Source organism: Roseomonas sp. 18066 (assembly GCF_902706185.1).
Classification (GTDB): Bacteria; Pseudomonadota; Alphaproteobacteria; order Acetobacterales; family Acetobacteraceae; genus Pseudoroseomonas.
Genome location: NZ_CACSJM010000013.1, coordinates 1 through 17,341, shown reverse-complemented (window position 1 = coordinate 17,341; position 17,341 = coordinate 1). Strand labels below are relative to the sequence as shown.

The 17,341-nt window shown below is 71.8% G+C and carries 17 protein-coding genes; 9 read left to right on the top strand and 8 right to left on the bottom strand.

Going from position 1 to position 17,341, the window contains the following annotated elements:
- Positions 1-13 precede the first annotated feature (13 nt).
- Complete coding sequence (locus tag GVN67_RS04440) at positions 14-1,120, bottom strand: isocitrate/isopropylmalate dehydrogenase family protein (RefSeq protein WP_159993209.1); 1,107 nt, start codon at positions 1,118-1,120, stop codon at positions 14-16.
- Positions 1,111-1,800: a GntR family transcriptional regulator gene (locus tag GVN67_RS04435; RefSeq protein ID WP_159993207.1), complete on the bottom strand. Its 690-nt coding sequence runs from the start codon at positions 1,798-1,800 to the stop codon at positions 1,111-1,113. Before GVN67_RS04435 ends, GVN67_RS04440 begins: the two co-directional genes overlap by 10 nt.
- A gap of 133 nt (positions 1,801-1,933) precedes the next feature.
- Here GVN67_RS04435 and GVN67_RS04430 point away from each other — a divergent pair, with 133 nt between their 5' ends.
- The 8 genes from GVN67_RS04430 to GVN67_RS04395 all read left to right on the top strand — a co-directional run bounded on the left by GVN67_RS04430 (position 1,934) and on the right by GVN67_RS04395 (position 10,568).
- Positions 1,934-2,926, top strand: a complete 993-nt coding sequence (locus tag GVN67_RS04430; protein ID WP_159993205.1) for a tripartite tricarboxylate transporter substrate binding protein — start codon at positions 1,934-1,936, stop codon at positions 2,924-2,926.
- A gap of 364 nt (positions 2,927-3,290) precedes the next feature.
- The gene (locus tag GVN67_RS04425) at positions 3,291-5,573 is read left to right on the top strand and encodes a TonB-dependent siderophore receptor (RefSeq protein WP_159993203.1); all 2,283 of its coding nucleotides are present in this window, start codon (positions 3,291-3,293) and stop codon (positions 5,571-5,573) included.
- A 31-nt stretch (positions 5,574-5,604) separates the two neighbouring features.
- A complete protein-coding gene (locus GVN67_RS04420; protein ID WP_200845121.1) occupies positions 5,605-5,898 on the top strand; it encodes a DUF3649 domain-containing protein in 294 nt (97 codons plus the stop codon).
- Positions 5,895-7,472 carry a PepSY domain-containing protein gene (locus GVN67_RS04415; RefSeq protein WP_200845120.1) on the top strand — a complete coding sequence of 526 codons (1,578 nt, stop codon included), beginning with the start codon at positions 5,895-5,897 and terminating at the stop codon, positions 7,470-7,472. The genes GVN67_RS04420 and GVN67_RS04415 overlap by 4 nt, the downstream gene beginning before the upstream one ends.
- Positions 7,469-7,792, top strand: coding sequence for a DUF3325 domain-containing protein (locus GVN67_RS04410; protein WP_159993201.1), 324 nt, complete (start codon positions 7,469-7,471; stop codon positions 7,790-7,792). Before GVN67_RS04415 ends, GVN67_RS04410 begins: the two co-directional genes overlap by 4 nt.
- 38 nt (positions 7,793-7,830) lie before the next feature.
- Positions 7,831-8,949, top strand: coding sequence for a YncE family protein (locus tag GVN67_RS04405; RefSeq protein ID WP_159993199.1), 1,119 nt, complete (start codon positions 7,831-7,833; stop codon positions 8,947-8,949).
- 16 nt (positions 8,950-8,965) lie between these two features.
- Positions 8,966-9,727 (top strand): 2,3-dihydro-2,3-dihydroxybenzoate dehydrogenase, encoded by a 762-nt coding sequence (locus GVN67_RS04400; RefSeq protein WP_159993197.1) that lies wholly within the window; start codon positions 8,966-8,968, stop codon positions 9,725-9,727.
- A gap of 4 nt (positions 9,728-9,731) precedes the next feature.
- Positions 9,732-10,568: an alpha/beta hydrolase gene (locus tag GVN67_RS04395; protein WP_159993195.1), complete on the top strand. Its 837-nt coding sequence runs from the start codon at positions 9,732-9,734 to the stop codon at positions 10,566-10,568.
- On the opposite strand, the gene GVN67_RS04390 is transcribed toward GVN67_RS04395, so the two are convergent.
- From GVN67_RS04390 to GVN67_RS04370, 5 genes are read right to left on the bottom strand one after another with little or no spacing between them, the layout of a single operon-like run.
- On the bottom strand, positions 10,542-11,243 hold the full coding sequence (locus tag GVN67_RS04390; RefSeq protein WP_159993193.1) for an ABC transporter ATP-binding protein: 702 nt from the start codon (positions 11,241-11,243) through the stop codon (positions 10,542-10,544). The two genes, GVN67_RS04395 and GVN67_RS04390, sit on opposite strands and share 27 nt — an antisense overlap.
- Positions 11,240-11,989, bottom strand: coding sequence for an ABC transporter ATP-binding protein (locus GVN67_RS04385; RefSeq protein WP_159993287.1), 750 nt, complete (start codon positions 11,987-11,989; stop codon positions 11,240-11,242). The genes GVN67_RS04390 and GVN67_RS04385 overlap by 4 nt, the downstream gene beginning before the upstream one ends.
- Positions 11,986-12,918 carry a branched-chain amino acid ABC transporter permease gene (locus GVN67_RS04380; protein WP_159993191.1) on the bottom strand — a complete coding sequence of 311 codons (933 nt, stop codon included), beginning with the start codon at positions 12,916-12,918 and terminating at the stop codon, positions 11,986-11,988. The genes GVN67_RS04385 and GVN67_RS04380 overlap by 4 nt, the downstream gene beginning before the upstream one ends.
- Positions 12,915-13,787, bottom strand: a complete 873-nt coding sequence (locus GVN67_RS04375; protein ID WP_235034947.1) for a branched-chain amino acid ABC transporter permease — start codon at positions 13,785-13,787, stop codon at positions 12,915-12,917. Before GVN67_RS04375 ends, GVN67_RS04380 begins: the two co-directional genes overlap by 4 nt.
- Before the next feature lie 4 nt (positions 13,788-13,791).
- Entirely contained in the window at positions 13,792-15,000 is a 1,209-nt protein-coding gene (locus tag GVN67_RS04370) for an ABC transporter substrate-binding protein (RefSeq protein ID WP_159993189.1), read from the bottom strand.
- A gap of 208 nt (positions 15,001-15,208) precedes the next feature.
- Between GVN67_RS04370 and GVN67_RS04365 the strand changes: the two genes are divergently transcribed.
- A complete protein-coding gene (locus tag GVN67_RS04365; protein WP_159993187.1) occupies positions 15,209-16,258 on the top strand; it encodes a YncE family protein in 1,050 nt (349 codons plus the stop codon).
- A gap of 31 nt (positions 16,259-16,289) precedes the next feature.
- On the opposite strand, the gene GVN67_RS04360 is transcribed toward GVN67_RS04365, so the two are convergent.
- A partial coding sequence (locus tag GVN67_RS04360) for a thioesterase domain-containing protein (RefSeq protein WP_235034946.1) occupies positions 16,290-17,341 on the bottom strand: 1,052 nt, incomplete at its 5' end.

Sequence of the window (17,341 nt, the reverse complement as noted above, 5' to 3'; positions counted from 1 at the left end):
CGGGCGGCGCCGCTCAAGCCAGCGCCCCTTCCTGCAGCCGTTCCAGCACCGCCCGCGCCACTTCCGCCGTGCCCGCGCTGCCGCCGATATCGGGGGTGCGCAGCCCGCCAGCGAAGACCGCGTCGACCGCCGCCTCCAGCTCGGCCGCCGCCTCGGCCCAGGCCGGGCCGGCGCCGCGGCTCGACAGCCAGTCCAGCATCATCGCCGCCGAGAGCAGCATGGCGGTCGGGTTGGCGACACCCTTGCCGGCGATATCGGGGGCGGTGCCATGGCTCGGCTGGAAGACGGCATGGCCGTCGCCGACATCGGCCGAGGGCGCGAAGCCCATCCCGCCGATCAGCCCGGCGCCGAGATCCGACAGGATATCGCCGAACATGTTCTCGGTCGGCAGCACGTCGAATGCCCAGGGACGGCGCAGCAGGTCCAGCGCCATGGCGTCGATATAATGGTCGCCGGCGGCGACATCGCCGTGCTTGGCCGCGACCTCGTAGAAGATCTTCCGCATGAAGGCAAAGCCGGTGAAGACATTGGCCTTGTCGACCAGCGTCACCTTGCCCGGCCGGCCGCGTTTCTCGGCCCGCCGCCGCGCCAGGTCGAAGGCGAAATGCGACAGCCGCTCGGTCGTGGCCCGCGTGATCACCATGGTGTCGCGCGCCTCGCGATCCTCGATGATCTCGCCCCGGCCGCGCGCGGCGAACAGCCCCTCGGTGCTTTCGCGCAGGATGACGAGATCGATGTCCTTCGCCCGCGGATCGGCCAGCACCGTCGGCAGGCCGGGCAGGGCGCGGATCGGCCGGACCCCGGCGAAAAGCCCGAGGCGGAAGCGCAGGTCGAGCTGCGGCGCGATCTCGGTGCCGTCCGGATAGCGGATGCCCGGCCAGCCCATGGCGCCGAGCAGGATGGCATCCGACGCCTTGGCGCGGTCGAAGGTGGCCTCGTCCATCGCCGTGCCGGTGTCGCGATAGGCCATGGCGCCGGCGCGCAGCGTCTCGAAATTCAGCCCCAGCCCGTGGCGGGCGGCCAGCGGGCGCAGCACCGCGACGCAGGCCTCGGTGACCTCCACGCCGATGCCATCGCCCGGCATCAGCGCGATCTGCAGCGCATTGCGGGTCAAAGCCATGCCAGGCCACTCCTCTCGATCAGGGAAACCAGCTCGGCGCCGCTGCGGGCGCGGTGCCGGCGATACAGGGTATGCGCGCGCTCGGCCTCGCCGGCGGCGATGGCCTGCAGCACGCGGCGATGCTCGGCGGTGCTGCGCGCCGGCAGCGGCCGCTGCTGCAAGGTGAACAGCCGGGCGCGGTGCGACTGCTCCCAGACCTGCATCACCATCCCCGCCAGGCGGCGATTGCCGCAGAGCTCGGCCAGGCCCAGGTGGAAGGCCTCGTCGGCCGCGGCCCAGCCACGGCGGTCCTCGGCGGCCAGCGCCGCCTCCATGGCGTCGCAGGCCTGCTCCAGCCGGCCGAGCCCGGCGCCGGGATCGGCGCGGCGGGCCAGCAGCTCGGCCGCCATCGGCTCCAGCGCGGTCAGCACGGCATAGATCTCGCGCATGTCGGCGGCGGCGATCGGCAGCACCCGCATGCCGTGGCGCGGGGTGATGGCGACCAGGCCTTCCTGCTGCAGGCGCACCATCGCCTCCCGCACCGGGGTGCGCGACAGGCCGAGCTGCAGCGCCAGCTCGCTCTCCAGCCGCTGGCTGCCGGGGGGCAGGGCATTGTCCAGGATCAGCGCCTTCAGCGCGGCATGCGCCGCCTCCGCTGCGCTCCGCGCGCGGGCCCCCTCCGCCGTGGCTTCGGCCGGCATCGCCATTCCCTTGGACCTTGCTTGTGAATTCGTTTGCGTATGCATTGTTGGCAAAGGCAGGATGCCGCCGTCAAGCAGGAACGGTCCCGCCGGGGCATCCGGCAGAAGGACCGCCCAGGGAGGACCTTTGACGATGCCCAAGCTCGCCCGCCGGCCGCTGCTGGCCGTGGCCGCCGCGTCCCTCGCCGCGCCCGCCCTCGCTCAACCCGCCTTCGCCCAATCCGCCTGGCCGACGCGCCCGGTGCGGCTGATCGTGCCCTTCCCGCCCGGCCAGGCCGCCGACATCTTCGGCCGGCTGATGGCCGACGAGCTGTCGAAGCGCTGGCCGCAGCGCGTGGTGGTGGAGAACCGCTCGGGCGGCGCCGGCGCGCTGGGGATGGAGGCGGGGGCGCGCGCCACGCCCGACGGCTACACGCTGGTGGTCGGCACCTCGGGCACGCTGGGGGTGAACCCCTCGGTGATGGCGCAGCTGCCCTATGACGCCGAGCGCGACTTCGCCGCGATCACCAATATCTTCACCCTGCCGCTGGTGCTGGTCGCCCATCCCGGCAAGGGGCCGGCCGATTTCGCATCCTTCCTGGCGCAGGCGCGGAAGAATCCGGGGGCGGTGAACTATGCCTCGGCCGGGCCGGGCACGGCGCAGCACATGGCGACGGAAATGCTGGCGCATCGCGCCGGGCTGAAGCTGACCCATGTGCCCTATCGCGGCAGCGGCCCGGCCATCGCCGACCTGATCGCCGGCAATGTGCCGCTGATGATGGACAGCCTGGCCAGCGCCCTGCCGCAGATCCAGTCCGGCCGCGCCCGGGCGCTGGCGGTGACCAGCCGGGCGCGGCCGCCGCAGCTGGCCAGCGTGCCCACCGTCGCCGAGGCCGGCTTCCCGGGCTACGAGGCGCTGGGCTGGTCGGGGCTGGTCGCCCCGGTCGGCACGCCGGACGACATCCTGGCCAAGATCAACGCCGATGCCGTGGCGATCCTGCGCGACCCGGCGATCGCCGCGCGGATGGTGGAGCTCGGCGGCTTCCCCGACCCCGGCAGCCCGGCCGAGTTCGGCGCCTTCATCCGCGCCGAGATCGCCAAATGGCGCCAGGTGGCGCGCGAGGCCAAGATCCGCCTGGACAGCTGAGGCGCCCGGCGGCTTTCCTGACCATCCTGTAACCGGAAAGCCGCCAGGCCCAGGCTTGCCGCGACGGTCGCGCAGCCGCCGCCGCCAGGGCCCGGCCGGGCCGGCATGGCGCCGGGCCTCTGGCAGGCCTGTGGCCGAATCGCGGCGAAGCCTGTCCCAGACAGAGCGGGAGGGAAGCTGGCCGCATCGGGGCATCGCGGGCCGATCTCCGCCGACGCCGCCACGGCGCCGGCGGCCCTGTCGCTTCCACCGGGTGAAATTCGACAAACTGTTACCGCGGCCCTTGCCCAAGATTACCGGGACGACTATGCGGGCGCCTCGCATTCGCGTCTCATTCTCAATTGGCTGGCAAGGACTACGCATCATGGCTCGGCGAGCACCCAAGGCCCTTCTGCGCGGCCAGCGCGCCCTGATCGCGCTGGCCGCCGCCGGCGCCGTGGCGGCGCCGCTCGGCGCGGCCGTCGCGCAGGACAGCACCACCGCGCCGGCCGCCGCGGGCAGCCCCGTCGCCCTGCCGGAAGTCAGCGTCCAGGGCGGCGTCGAGCGCGCCTACAGCCCGGTGCAGGGCTTCGTCGCCGGCGTCAGCGCCACGGCCAGCAAGACCGACACGCCGATCATCGAGACGCCGCAGTCGATCTCCGTCATCACCGCCGACGAGATCCAGGCCCGCAACGCGCGCAGCCTGACCCAGGCGCTGCGCTACACCGCCGGCACCACCGTCGAGCCGCGCGGCAACACCGCCGTGCGCCTCGACCAGATCTCGATCCGCGGCTATTCGCCGGCCACCTTCGTCGACGGCATGCGCGTCGCCGGCGGCCGCGACGCCAATCCCAGCATCGACCCCTACCGGCTGGAGCGGGTCGAGGTGCTGCGTGGCCCGGCCTCGGTGCTCTACGGCACGACGCCGCCGGGCGGCCTGGTCAATGTCGTCACCAAGCGCCCGACCGAGGAGCGCATCCGCGAGATCCTGGTCGAGGGCGGCAACCGCGACAGCCGCCGCGTCGCCGGCGACCTCAGCGGCAAGCTGGACAGCGAGGGCAAGTTCCTCGGCCGCCTCATCGCCTCCTATGGCGAGGCCGATGGCGAGCTCGACCAGACCCGCACCCGCCGCTACTTCTTCAATGGCAGCCTGACCTGGCGGCCGGATGCCGACACCAGCATCACGCTGTTCGGCCACTACCAGCGCGACCCGGAATCCGGCTCCTATGGCAGCGTCTCCTCCTGGGGCTCGGTGCTGCCCAATCCGAACGGCCGCATCGGCACGCGCTTCTACGACGGCGACCCGAACCTGGAGCGCTCGAACCGCGAGCACTACATGGCCGGCTACCTGGCCGAGCACCGCGTCAACAGCGCGCTGACGCTGCGGCAGAACTTCCGCTACCTGCACACCCAGGGCGAGTATCGCAGCGTCTACCACTCGCTGATCTCGTCCGACCTGCGCCGCAGCGTCCGCTCGGTCTTCGGCACCGACGCCAATCTCGACGCCTTCACCGTCGACAACCAGGCGCAGCTGAACCTGCGCACCGGCCCGGCGCAGCACACCATCCTGGTGGGCCTCGACTACTATCGCCTGCTCAACGACGTCTATACCGGCTCCGCCTCCTACACCACGGCGGCCGGCCGCCGCGTGCTGCAGCAGGATTTCTTCAACCCGCGCTACGCCAACCAGGGCACCGCCTGGCCCGGCTTCGCCTCCTACAGCAGCCAGCGGCAGAACCAGATGGGCGTCTACCTGCAGGAGCAGGTGAAGATCGGCCAGCTGGTGCTGCTGGCCGGCGGCCGCCTCGACTGGTCGGACAGCACGACGGAGAACAGCGCGGTCTCGACCCAGCGCCGCACCTCGGTGTCGCGGCAGAAGGACCATGCGGCGACCGCGCGGCTCGGCGCCGTCTATCTGTTCGACAATGGCCTGGCGCCCTATGTCAGCTACAGCGAGAGCTTCGAGCCGCAGTCGGGCACCGACCGCTTCCTGAACCCCTTCGAGCCGACCACCGGCCGGCAGTATGAGATCGGCCTGCGCTACCAGCCGCCGGGCACCAACCTGTCGGTCAGCGTCGCCGCCTTCGACCTGCTGCGGCAGAACGTGCTGTCGACCGACGCGGTCAACCCGAATTTCAGCACGCAGCAGGGCGAGACCACCTCGCGCGGCATCGAGCTGGAGGCCAAGGCCAGCCTGGCCGAGGGGCTGCGCCTGACCGCCGCCTTCACGCTGCAGGACGTCGAGTACAGCCGCAGCAACAACACCACGACCATCGACTACGGCATCGAGGGCCGCGCCACGGGCGGCAGCGTGCCGCTGCAGGGCAAGACTCCGGCCGGCGCGCCGAGCCGCAGCGCCTCCGCCTGGCTCGACTACACCGCGCCCGAGGGCCAGCTGCAGGGCCTCGGCCTCGGCGCCGGCGTGCGCTACCTCGGCTCCAGCTACGGCGACGACGCCAACACCTTCAAGGTGGATGCGGCGACGCTGTTCGACCTGGCGCTGCGCTATGACCTGGGCCAGCTCGGCCGCAACCTCGAGGGCATGCTGGCCTCGGTCAACGTCAACAACGTGGCGGATACCCGCTATGTCAACAGCTGCGGCGGCTACACCTGGTGCTGGTACGGCTATGGCCGCACCGTCACCGGCACCATCCGCTACCGCTTCTGAGCGGCGCGGGCGCGTGGCGGCGGAGAAAGGGGTGCCGTCGCGCGCGTCCGAGCTGCGGCGCGTGGCCGGGATCGTCGCCCGGCTGCTCGCGGGCCTCGGCGGCGGCTATGCCGTCGCCGCCATGGCCAGCGCCTGGCTGGCCACCAGCCTGCCGATGCCGCGGGTCGAGGCGGTGATCACGGCGACGCTGCTGTCCTTCCTGATCCTCGCCGGCTGCATCGTCTGGGCCTTCGCCGCGCGGCGGCTCGGGCGCATGGCGGTGGGCATCGCCATCCTGGCGGCGATCCTGGCCGGGCTGCTGTGGCTGCAGGGAGCGGCATCATGAAGGACGGCTTCCGCCAGAGCATGGCCTGGCTGCACACCTGGACCGGGCTGCTGGTCGGCTGGATCCTCTTCGCCGTCTTCCTGACCGGCACGGCGGCCTATCTGCGCCCCGAGATCTCGCATTGGATGCGGCCCGAGCTCGCCGCCGCCCGCCCCGGCCCGCAGAATGCGGAGGTGGCGATGGCGGCGATGCAGCGGCTGGCGCCGCGCTCGACCAGCTGGTTCATCACCCTGCCGGATACACGCGAAAGCGCGATCCGCGTCTTCTGGCGCGACCCCGCCCCGCGCGACCCCGCCGCCCGCGGCCGCGGCTTCCGCTCCGCGGTGCTGCATCCCGACAGCGGCGAGGCGGTCGCGGCGCGCGAGACCCAGGGCGGCGAGTTCTTCTACCGCTTCCATTTCGAGCTGCACTACCTCAGCGTCTTCTGGGGGCGCTGGATCATCGTGGTCTGCACGATGTTCATGCTGATGGCGATCATCAGCGGCATCATCACGCATCGGCGCATCTTCGCCGACTTCTTCACCTTCCGCCCGGCCAAGGGTCAGCGTTCCTGGCTGGACGGGCACAATGTCGCGGCGGTGCTGGCGCTGCCCTACCACCTGATGATCACCTATAGCGGGCTGGTGATCTTCATGGCGATGGCGATGCCCTGGGGCATCGAGCGCGCTTATCCCAACGACCGCCAGGGCTTCAACACCGAGCTCTTCGGCAATGCCGCGCCGCGCCCGCGCGCCAGCCAGCCCGTGCCCCTGGCGCCGATCGCGCCGATGCTGGAGGAGGCGGCGCGGCGCTGGCAGGGCGGCAGCCCGGGCCGCATCGCCGTCAACAACCCGGGCGATGCCAGCGCCACGGTCCAGCTGACCCGCGCCGGCCATGAGCGCATCTCGACCAGCGCGCAGAGCCTGACCTTCGACGGCGCGACCGGGGCGGTGATCGCGCAATCCGGCGAGGCGGGGCCGGCGGCGCAGCTGCATGGCGTGCTCTATGGGCTGCATCTGGCGCGTTTCGCCGGGCCGGCGCTGCGCGCGCTGTTCCTGCTGGCGGGGCTGGCGGGAACGGTGATGGTGGCGACGGGCTGCGTGCTCTGGGCGGTGAAGCAGCGGCAGCAGGCGGTGAAGGCCGGGCGCGTCGGCTTCGGCACCCGGCTGGTCGAGCATCTGAACGTCGCCGCCATCGCCGGGCTGCCGCTGGCCATGGCCGGCTACTTCTGGGCCAATCGCCTGCTGCCGCTCGACCTGCCGCAGCGCGCCGCCTGGGAGGTGCATGCCTTCTTCGCCGTCTGGGCGCTGTGCCTGCTGCATCCGCTGTTCCGCCGCGGCCGCCGCGCCTGGGTCGAGCAGTTCGCCGTCGGCGCCGTGGCCTTCGCGCTGCTGCCGCTGCTGAACTTCTTCGCCACTGACGCGCATCTTGTCGCCTCCGCCCAGGCCGGCGACTGGCTGCGGGTTGGCTTCGACCTCGGCCTGCTGGGCTGCGGCGCGCTGCTGGGCGCCATCGCGGTGAAGGTCGCGCGCCATGCGCCGGCCGCGGCGCGACGCCCGGCGCGCGGCCCGCGCGCCGCCGAGGCCACGCCATGACGCTGCTCGGCCTGGCGCTGGCCTATGCCGGCTTCCTGGCGCTGTCGCTCGCCATGGAGCGCCACCACGAGCAGGTTCTTGCCCATCGCCGCATTCCCGCCCGGCGGCGACAGCTGCTGTTCTGGGGCGGCTGGCTGCTGCTGGCGGCGTCGATGCTGCCACCGGTCGCCGCCTTCGGCTGGGGCCTCGGCCTTGTCGCCTGGACAGGGCTGCTGACCGCCGCCGCCATGCCGCTGGCGCTGCTGCTGTGCTATGCCCCGCGGGTGGCGCTGTTCCTCGGCGCCGCGCCGCTGCCGGCGGGGCTGCTCGCGCTGCTTTGAGACTTCGACGGCCACGGAATGACAAAAGGGAATTCGCCATGCCGCATGCTCCTGTCCTTGGCCGCCGGCCGCTGCTGGGCCTCGCCGCCCTCGGGCTGCTCGCCATCCCGGCCCGCGCCGCCGAGCCGGCCGTGACCCGCAAGGAAGTCGGCGTCGGCCTCTACGAGCTCGCGGTCAGCGCGGCGCAGAAGGCGGTCTTCGTCGCGTCCTCCGGCGGCTTCGGCGAGAATTCGGTGGATGGCCGGGTGCTGCGCCTCGATGCCGCGACGCTCGAGGTCCAGGCCGAGATCGCGCTGCCGCTCAAGGGCTTTGGCGTGGCGCTGGATGAGGCCGCGGGCCGCCTCTATGTCGGTCACAGCACCGAGGCTGCCATCAGCGTCATCGACATCGCCGCCAACAAGCTGGTCGGCACGCTGCGCCTGGCCGAGAAGGTCAGCGGCCCCGACAGCAAGGAGCGCGCCCCCTACAGCCTGCGCGAGCTGCGCCTCGATGCCAGCGGCACGACCCTCTACATCCCCGGCTTCAGCACCGAGAACAGTGTTCTGTACGTTGTCGACGCCAAGGCGCTGACCCTGAAGGGCACGGTGACGGGCATGGGGCCGGGCGTGATCGGCATCGCCGTGGATTCGGCCAGCCAGCGCGTCTTCCTCTCCTCGCTGCTCGGGCGTCTCTACACGGTCGACGCCAAGGCGATGACGGTGGCCAGGGAGGTTGCCGCCGGCGGGCTGGAGCAGCCGATGAACCTGGAATTCGACGCCGCCAGCGGCCAGGTGTTGGCGGTCGACCAGGGGCTGGAAAGCATGCCGGGCTATCAGGCGAAGATGCAGGCGGACTTCACCTCGAAGCATCCGGGCAACCGGGTCGGCCGCATCGATCCCGCCGACGGCCGCCTGGTCGCCGAGGGCGTGGCGCCGAAGGGCCCGCTGTCGCTGCTGCTGGACGCGGCTGGCGGCCGCGTCTTCGTGGCCTCGCGCGAGGACGGCGCCATCGCCGTGCTCGACGCCGCGACGCTGGCCAATCGCGCCACCATCGCCCTGCCGAAGCACCCGAACAGCCTGGCCTTCGACGCGGCGGGCAAGCTGCTCTATGTCTCGGTGAAGAACGGGCGCGAGGCGCCGCGCAACTCGGCCGAGAGCGTGGCGCGCATCGCCTTCTGACCAGAGGGGACGGGCCATGCGGGCCAGCGGCATCGCCGGGCGGATTGCTGTGCTGACGGGCGCGGGGGGCGGCATCGGCGCCGCCCTGGTCCGCGCTTTGCACGAGGAAGGCGCGCGCATCGTCGCGACCGACCTCGGCATCGAGGGCATCCCCGAGCTGGACGGCGTCTGGCGCGCGGCGCTGGACGTCACCGATGCCGCCGCCGTCGAGGCGCTGGTGGCGCAGGTCGAGGCCGACTGGGGTGCGATCGATTACGGCGTCAGCGTCGCCGGCGTGCTGGCCACCGGGCTGGTGGCGGAGACCAGCGATGCCGACTGGGACCGCGTCTTCGCCATCAACGCGCAGGGCGTGTTCCATCTGGGCCGCGCTTTGGCCCGGCGCATGACACCGCGCAAGCGCGGCGCCTTCGTCACCGTCAGCTCCAACGCCGCCAGCGTGCCTAGGCACGGCATGGCGGCCTATGCGGCGTCGAAGGCGGCGGCCAGCATGTTCACCCGCTGCCTCGGGCTGGAGCTGGCGCCGCATGGGATCCGCTGCAACATCGTCGCCCCCGGCTCGACGCTGACGCCGATGCAGACGGGGATGTGGGCCGACGAGCACGGCGCCGCCCGCGTCATCGAAGGCCTGCCCGAGGCCTACAAGACCGGCATTCCGCTGGGCAAGCTGGCGACGCCCGACGACGTCGCCGATGCCGTGCTGTTTCTGCTGTCCGATCGCGCGGCCCATGTCACCATGACCGATATCCTGGTCGATGGTGGCGCGACCTTGCGGGGCTGAGGCGATGCCGCCGGTCTCGCTGTCGGGCACGCAGGTTTTCGACATTCCGGGTGGATGGCAGCTGTGGCTGGCGGTGCCGGAGACGCCGCCGCCGGAGCCAGGATTTCCCGTGGTCTGGCTGCTGGACGCCAATGCCTGCTTCGGCACCGCGCTGGAGACGCTGCGCATGGCCTCGGCGCGGCAGAAGGTGACGCGCATGGCGCCCGCCATCCTGGCCGGCATCGCCTATCCGACCGATGGCGGCTTCGACCGCGCCCGCCGCGGCTTCGACTATACCGCCGGGCCGCCAGCCGCCGAGCCGCATCGCGGCACCGCCGGCGGGCGCGACGGCTTCCGCGACATGCTGCGCGATGTCGCGCGGCCGCTGGTGGCAGGCCAGGCGCCGATCGATCCGGCGCGGCAGGTGATCATCGGCCATTCGCTGGCGGGCAACCTGGTGCTGGACCTGCTGGCGCATGACACGGCGCTGTTCAGCGGCTACGGCGCGCTCAGCCCCTCGATCTGGTGGGACCGGCCGCGGCTGCTGCGCGGGCTGTCCAACGCGATCCTGCCCGCCGGCGCGCGGCCGGATGTTTTTCTGGCCGTCGGCGAATGGGAAGAAGGCCTCGCCCCCTGGGAAGCCGGGCTGCCGGGGGCCGAGGACATCGCGGCACGGCGCCGGCGGCGTGCCATGGTCAGCAACCTGCGCGACATGGCGACCACGCTGGGCTCCTGCCTGCCGCAGGCGCGGGTGCAGGCAGAGACTTGCCCGGGCGAGACGCATGCCTCGATGCTGCCGCTCGGGCTGATGCGGTCGCTGCGTTTTCTGCTGGCGTCAGACGCCCAGATGTTCCTGGAGTAGCGCGCGGTCGGCGAGCAGCGCTTCCGACGGCCCGTCGAAGACCAGCCGCCGCCCGGCCAGCACCAGGGCGCGCGGGCAGAGACGCAAGGCCAGCGCCGCATTCTGCTCGGCCAGCAGCACGGTCAGCCCGGCCTCGGCGAGCTTGCCGACGTGCTGCACGATGATCTCTTCCGCCATCATCGGCGCCAGGCCTTCGCTGGGCTCGTCCAGCACCAGCAGCGGCGCCTGGGTCAGCAGCGCGCGGCCGATGGCCAGCAATTGCCGCTCGCCGCCGCTGAGCGCGCTGCTGGAGGCATGGCGCCGCTCCGCCAGCCGCGGAAACAGGGCGAAAATCTTTTCCAGGGTCCATTCGCCGCGCGGCTGGCGCAGCGTGGCGAGGCGCAGATTCTCCGTCACCGACAGCGTCGGGAACAACCCGCGGCCCTGCGGCACCAGCGCCATGCCGCGGCGCGCGATGCGATGCGTCGGCCAGTCCTGCACGGCCTCGCCCTGCAGGCGGATGCTGCCCGAGAGGCGCGGGCCGAGGTTGAACAGCGACTGCACCAGCGTCGTCTTGCCGGCGCCGTTGCGGCCGAGCAGCGCGACCTTCTCGCCGGCGGCGATGGCCAGCGAGACGTCGGAAAAAACCTCGACGGCGCCGTAATGGGCGGAAAGCCTGTCCAGCGCGAGCATCATGCCGCCAGCGCCCCGAGATAGGCGTCGCGCACCGCCGGATGCGCCTGCACGGCCGCCGGCGTGTCGAGGCAGAGCAGCCGCCCCAGATTGAGCATGGCGATGCGGTCGCAGGCGGCGAAGGCGATCTCCACCTCATGGGTGATCAGCATCACCGAGGTCTCGGCGTCATGGCGGCGGATGATGGCCAGCAGGCGGCGCGCTTCCTCGGGTGCCAGGCCGGCAGTGGGCTCGTCCAGCAGCAGCAGGCGCGGCCGCAGGGCGAGGGCGATCAGCAGATCGGCCATGCGCTGCTCGCCATAGGCCAGGTCGGCGACGCGCGCCTCGGCGCGGTGCGTCAGGCCGGATTCCGCCAGCAACCGGTCGGATTCTTCGTTCGCCGCGCGCGTCGCGCGCAGGCTGCCGAGCCAGGACAATCCTCGCCCGGCATGCTGGCGCGACGCCATGGCGATGTTCTCGCGGAGCGACAGCGCCGGGAAGAGCATCGGCTTCTGGAAGCTGCGCACCAGCCCGCGCGCCACGCGCTGCGCCGGCGACAACCGGTCGATGGCGGCGCCGTCGAAGCGGACATGGCCGGTGTCGGGCTTGAGGAAGCCGGTGATCATGTTGAACAGCGTCGTCTTGCCGGCGCCGTTCGGGCCGATCAGGCCGAGCGTCTCGCCGGCGCGCAGGTCGAGCGTGACATCGCTGACGGCGGCGAATTCCCCGAATTTCTTGCCCACGCCCTCGACCTGCAGCAGCGCGGTCATGACCGGCGCGCCTTGCGGGCCAGTCGGAGAAGCCCGCTCGCCAGCCCCTGCGGCATCACCAGCACGGTCAGGACGAAGAGAAGCCCGACGCAGAGCTGCCAGCGATCGGTCCAGGCGCCGACATAGGTCTGCAGCGCGAGGTAGGCGGCGGTGCCGAGGAAAGAACCCCAGAGCGAGCCGACGCCGCCGATCACCAGCATGATGATCATCGTCGCCGACAGCGTCCAATGCACGCTTTGCGGCCCGACATAGAGGTTGACGAAGGGGTAGAGCGCGCCCGCCGCCCCCGCCATGGCGCCGGAGACCAGCAGCGCGCGGAAGCGCAGCGAGAACAGGTTGTAGCCCAGCGCCTGCATGCGGATCGGCTGTTCCCGCGTGCCGATCAGCGCGCGGCCGAGCGGCGAGGCCACGAAGCTGCGCGCCAGGCCCAGGCAGCCCAGCGCCAGCAGCCCGGCCAGCACGAAGAGCGAGCGCGCATCGCCCAGCGCCCAGGGGCCCAGCGACAGCGTCGGCAGCCCGCGCAGCCCGTCGGCGCCGCCGGTGACGTCGCGCCAATGAAAAGCGATCTCCCAGACGATCTGTCCGAACAGCAGCGCCAGGATCAGCAGGAAAAGATTGCCGGCGCGCAGGATGACCAGGCCCATCACCGCCGCGACCGCGGTGCCCATGGCGATGCCGATGCCCAGCATCACCGGCAGCGAGGCGCCCCAATGCTGCGCGGCGATGGCGGCGGCATAGGCGGCCGAGCCGAACAGCGCGGCATGGCCGAGCGAGATCAGCCCGCCGAAGCCGATCAGCAGGTCGAGGCTCATCACCGCGGTGCCGATGATCAGGATCTCGGCCAGGAAGCGCAGCTGGAAATCGCCGGCCAGGACAGCGACCATGGCGATGGCCAGGAGCCCGCCGAGCGGGAGCGCGAGACGGTTCATAGCTGGCGGAGCGGCGGCGCGATCAGGCCGTTGGGGCGCGCCAGCAGCAGCGCGATCATCGCCGAGAAGGCGGCCAGATTGGCGAATTCCGGGAACCAGACCTTGCTGAAGGTCAGGGCGAAGCCGACGACCAGCGCGCTCAGCACCGTGCCGCCGAAGCTGCCCAGACCGCCCACGACGACGGTGATCAGCGCCAGGATCAGCACCTCCTCGTCCAGCCCCGGATAGGCGGCGAGCATGCCGGCGCCGAGCGCGCCGCTGATGCCGCCCAGCCCCGCCGAGAGCATGAAGACCGCGGCGAAGAGGCGGCGGGTGTCGATGCCCAGCGTCTCGACGATGCCGCGGTCGCTGACGGCGGCGCGCACGACGGCGCCCCACATCGTCCGGTCGAACAGCAGCCACAGGGCGAGCGCCAGCGCGAAGCCGGCGCCGATGATGAACAGCCGGTACAGCGGGAAGGGCATGTCGAACAGGAAGACCACGCCCTGCAGCATTTCTGGCAGCTCCGGCGACAGGATCTGCGCGCCAAAACCCCAGCGCATCAGGTCGGCGAAGATGACGGACAGGCCGTAGGTCAGCAGCACCTGCATCAGATGCGGCCGGGCGTAGAAGGCACGCAGCGGAAAGCGTTCCAGCAGCGCGCCGGCCAAAGCGGTCGCCAGGAAGGCCACCGGAAAGGCCATCCACCACGGCGCGCCCGAGGCCAGCCAATGCACCGCGATGTAGGAGCCCAGCAGATAGAAAGAGCCATGCGCCAAATTAACAAAATTCATCAGGCTGAGGACGACCGACAGGCCCAGCCCGGTCAGCAGCAGCAGCGCCGAGAAGGACAGCGCGTTCAGCACCTGGATGGCGGCATAGCCCATCATGCGGTCAGGCGGGGATGCCGGGGTCGCGCACCTGGGCATAGGTGTGCAGCACGGTGTTGACCATGCGGCCGTCCTCGCCGCGCTTCACCTCGTTGACATGGATGTCGAGGATGGCCTGGCCGTTGCGCGGATCGAAGGGCATCGGGCCGAAGGCGGTCTCGACCGGCGACGCGAACAACCCGGCGCGGGTCTTCTCCCAGTCGGAGACATCGCCGTTGCTGCGCTCCAGCGCCGCCTTGATCACCTGGCCGCAGACATAGCCGGTGGTGCTGAACTCGCCGGGCAGCGGCTTGCCGGTCGCGCGATAGGCCTCGATGAAGGCCGCGCTGGCGGGGGCGGTGGGCGACTGGTGGAAGGTGTTCAACGCGCCCAGCGCCGCGTCGCTGACGGCGGGCAGCACGTCCTCCTGGTCGAAGAAGGCGCCGGTGCCGACCAGCGGCACGCGCCCGGCCAGACGGTATTCCTTCCATTGCCGCAGGAAGCGGACGGCGTCGCTGCCGGCGAAGAAGCCATAGACCACCTCCGGCCGTTCCGAGGCGATGGTGGTCAGCAGCGGGCCGAAATCGGCGCTGCCCAGCGGCGTCCAGAGCTGCCGGCCGATGCTGCCGCCGAGCCTGCGGTAGCCCTCGGAGAAGTCGCCGATATATTCGCGCCCGGCAGCATAGTCGGAGCCGACGGTCAGCACCTTCGACTTGGACACCTTCTCATAGGTCCAGCGGGCGGCGGTGTCGCCCAGCATCCAGTTGGTCTTGGTCGGGCGCAGGATGAAGGGGCTGGCGGCCTTGCGCGCCAGGTCATTGGCCGAGCCGAGCAGGAAGGTCGGCATCCGCGCCTCGGTGACCACGTCGCGCAAAGCGAGGGCCACGCCGGAGCTGATGACGCCGCAGAGCAGGTCGACCTTGTCCTGGCCGATCAGCTTGCGCGCCTTGCGCACGCCTTCCTCGGGGCGGGCCTGGTCGTCTTCCACCAGGAACTCGACGCGCCGGCCGGCGATGGTCTGGTTGGATTGGGCCAGCAGCAGCTGCATGCCGGCGCGCATGCTCTCGCCCAGCGCGGTGAAGGGGCCGGACAGCGAGGTGACCATGCCAATGCGCAGCGGCCGGCCTTGGGCGATGGCGGGGCGGGCCAGCGGCAGCAGCCCCAGCCCGGCGGCGCCCGCCAGCAGGCCACGGCGACCGGGAGAAAAGATATTCTTTTGGCAATGCTGCGGCATCGAGGTCCCCTGCCGGCTGGCGCCTTCGCCTGCTGCGAATGAGTTGCAGCCTCTTCTGACAGCGGCGTCCGGGCATGGCAAGCCAGGCGGCCGGGCGCCTGCCATGTCGGCCCGGTCATGCGCGGCCCGCCAGCGCGATTGCCGGACGGCGGCGGAGCGGCGATAGTGAGAACCATTCGCAGAAACCGCCTGCAAGGAGACCCATCCCATGCCCCATCTGACGCGCCGCGGCGCCCTGGCTCTGTTCGGCGCCGCCGGGCTCGGCCTGACCTTCCGCCCGGCCTTCGCCGCCGCCGCGGTGGAGAAGACGGTCAAGCTGGCGCCAGGCCTGTATGAGCTGGCGGTCAGCAGCACCACCGGCCTGGTGCATGTGGCCAGCGCCGGGCCGCGCGGGGGGAAGGAGGCGAAGATCCTCGGCCTTGACCCGCGCACGCTGGAGATCAAGTCGACCATCGAGCTCGGCGATGATGCCGCCTTCGGCCTGGCGGTGAACGACCGCACGGGCACGCTGTTCGGCACCGGCACGCGGGCCGGCAACCTGCTGGCGATCGACCTGAAGACCGGCGCGGTGAAGGCCCGCATCGCCGAGGGCGAGGGCGCCCATCTGCGCCAGGTGATCGTCGACGAGGCGCATGACCGCGCCTTCGTCTCCTCCTTCGGCGCCCGCGACAAGCCCAGCGCGATCTGGGTGGTCGACACCGCCGGCGGCAAGGTTTCCGCCGTCATCACCGAGGGGCTGGAGGGTGGCATCACGGGCCTCGCCTATGACGCCGCCGGCGACCGGCTGTTCGCGACGGCGCTGACCAGCAGCGAGATCGTCGAGGTCAGCTTGGGTCGCCGCGCCGGCATCCGCCGCTTCGCCTCGGGCGGCGAGGGCGCGGTGAACATCGCCTTCCAGGCCGGCAGCAACCGGCTGTTCGTCGCCAACCAGAAGAGCGGCCAGCTGACCGTGCTGGATGCGGCCTCCGGCCAGGTGGTGAAGGCGATCGCCACGGGCGAGGGCGCGCTGGGCGTCACCCTGTCGGGCGACGGTTCCCTCGCATACGTCGCCAACCGTGGCGCCGGGACCGTCAGCATCGTCGATGCCAAGGCGCTGGAACTGAAGGAAAGCCTGGCCACGGGGTCGCATCCGAACACGGTGGCCGTCGATCGCCGCTCGGGCCTGGCCTATGTGACCAACAAGGCGCGCTCGGCCCCCAGAGGCCAGCCGCCGGTCGAGGATCCGAACGGCGACACCGTCAGCATCATCCGGGCTTGAGAAAACGGGGCGGGCCGGTGGCCCGCCCTTCTCAGGCCATCAGCCGCAGCAGCGCGGGCGCGATGATGGCGGTGGCCTTCGGCCCCATCATCTCGCCATGCAGGGCGGGGACGTCGATCACCGCGAGCTCGGTGGCATAGGGCGCCCACATCGCCGGCGTCAGCGCCCGGCCGGCATGGTCATGGGCGGCGCGGACATGCACCAGCCTTCCCTCGAAGCGGGCGTGGTGGTGGCCGCGCACCAGGCGGTTGTTGCCCTCGACCACCCGCACCACGCCGTCCAGCGCCGCCTCCGGCAGCCGGCCCAGGGGCGTGCCGCCGCGGCGCAGGAAGTCGATGACGGGGGCGCGGTCCAGGGTCAGCTCGGGATGCTGCGCCGGGTCGTGGCCGGCGATGACCAGCAGCGCGCGGTAGATGGCGCCCTGGTCGGGCTCCGGCTCGGCGCGCCAGGCGTCCGCAGGATAGGCGTCGAGCAGGGCGAGCAGCCCGACCTGCCGCCCGCGCCGCTGCAGCGCCACGGCCATGGCCTGGGCGATGATGCCGCCGACCGACCAGCCGGCCAGGTTGATGGCGCCCTCGGGCTGCGCCGCGACCACGCGGGCCGCATAGTCTTCCGCCAGCGCCGCCATGTCGGCCGGCGGCGCCACGGCGGCATCGAGCGACGGCGCCTGCAGGCCGAAGGTGCTGCGCTTGGGGGCCAAGGCGCGGGCCAGCCCGCCATAGCACCAGGCAATGCCGCCGGCGGGGTGGATGACGAAGAGCGGTGCCGCCGCATCCCCGCTGCCGAGGCGCAGCAGCGGCCGCAGCCCGTCATCGCTGGGCGGCAGCGCGGTGCTGTCCAGCAGCCGGGCGAGGCGGGCGACGCTGGGCTGCTCGAACAGCGCGCCGAGGCCCGGGTCACGGCCGAATTCCTGCCGGATTTTCTGCGTCAGCTCGACGGCCAGCAGCGAATGGCCGCCGAGCGCAAAAAAATCATCCTCGGCGCTGATCGTTTCCAGGCCCAGCGTCGCGGCGAAGAGCGCGGCGAGGCGGGTTTCCATCGCGCCTTCCGGGGCGCGGCCGGGGGTGGTGGCCAGGTCGGGGG

Coding starts and splice junctions, on each gene's coding strand:
- GVN67_RS04440 (WP_159993209.1), bottom strand. CDS start 1,120: ATGGCTTTGACCCGCAATGCGCTGCAGATCGCGCTGATGCCGGGCGAT.
- GVN67_RS04435 (WP_159993207.1), bottom strand. CDS start 1,800: ATGCCGGCCGAAGCCACGGCGGAGGGGGCCCGCGCGCGGAGCGCAGCG.
- GVN67_RS04430 (WP_159993205.1), top strand. CDS start 1,934: ATGCCCAAGCTCGCCCGCCGGCCGCTGCTGGCCGTGGCCGCCGCGTCC.
- GVN67_RS04425 (WP_159993203.1), top strand. CDS start 3,291: ATGGCTCGGCGAGCACCCAAGGCCCTTCTGCGCGGCCAGCGCGCCCTG.
- GVN67_RS04415 (WP_200845120.1), top strand. CDS start 5,895: ATGAAGGACGGCTTCCGCCAGAGCATGGCCTGGCTGCACACCTGGACC.
- GVN67_RS04410 (WP_159993201.1), top strand. CDS start 7,469: ATGACGCTGCTCGGCCTGGCGCTGGCCTATGCCGGCTTCCTGGCGCTG.
- GVN67_RS04405 (WP_159993199.1), top strand. CDS start 7,831: ATGCCGCATGCTCCTGTCCTTGGCCGCCGGCCGCTGCTGGGCCTCGCC.
- GVN67_RS04400 (WP_159993197.1), top strand. CDS start 8,966: ATGCGGGCCAGCGGCATCGCCGGGCGGATTGCTGTGCTGACGGGCGCG.
- GVN67_RS04395 (WP_159993195.1), top strand. CDS start 9,732: ATGCCGCCGGTCTCGCTGTCGGGCACGCAGGTTTTCGACATTCCGGGT.
- GVN67_RS04390 (WP_159993193.1), bottom strand. CDS start 11,243: ATGATGCTCGCGCTGGACAGGCTTTCCGCCCATTACGGCGCCGTCGAG.
- GVN67_RS04385 (WP_159993287.1), bottom strand. CDS start 11,989: ATGACCGCGCTGCTGCAGGTCGAGGGCGTGGGCAAGAAATTCGGGGAA.
- GVN67_RS04380 (WP_159993191.1), bottom strand. CDS start 12,918: ATGAACCGTCTCGCGCTCCCGCTCGGCGGGCTCCTGGCCATCGCCATG.
- GVN67_RS04375 (WP_235034947.1), bottom strand. CDS start 13,787: ATGATGGGCTATGCCGCCATCCAGGTGCTGAACGCGCTGTCCTTCTCG.
- GVN67_RS04370 (WP_159993189.1), bottom strand. CDS start 15,000: ATGCCGCAGCATTGCCAAAAGAATATCTTTTCTCCCGGTCGCCGTGGC.
- GVN67_RS04365 (WP_159993187.1), top strand. CDS start 15,209: ATGCCCCATCTGACGCGCCGCGGCGCCCTGGCTCTGTTCGGCGCCGCC.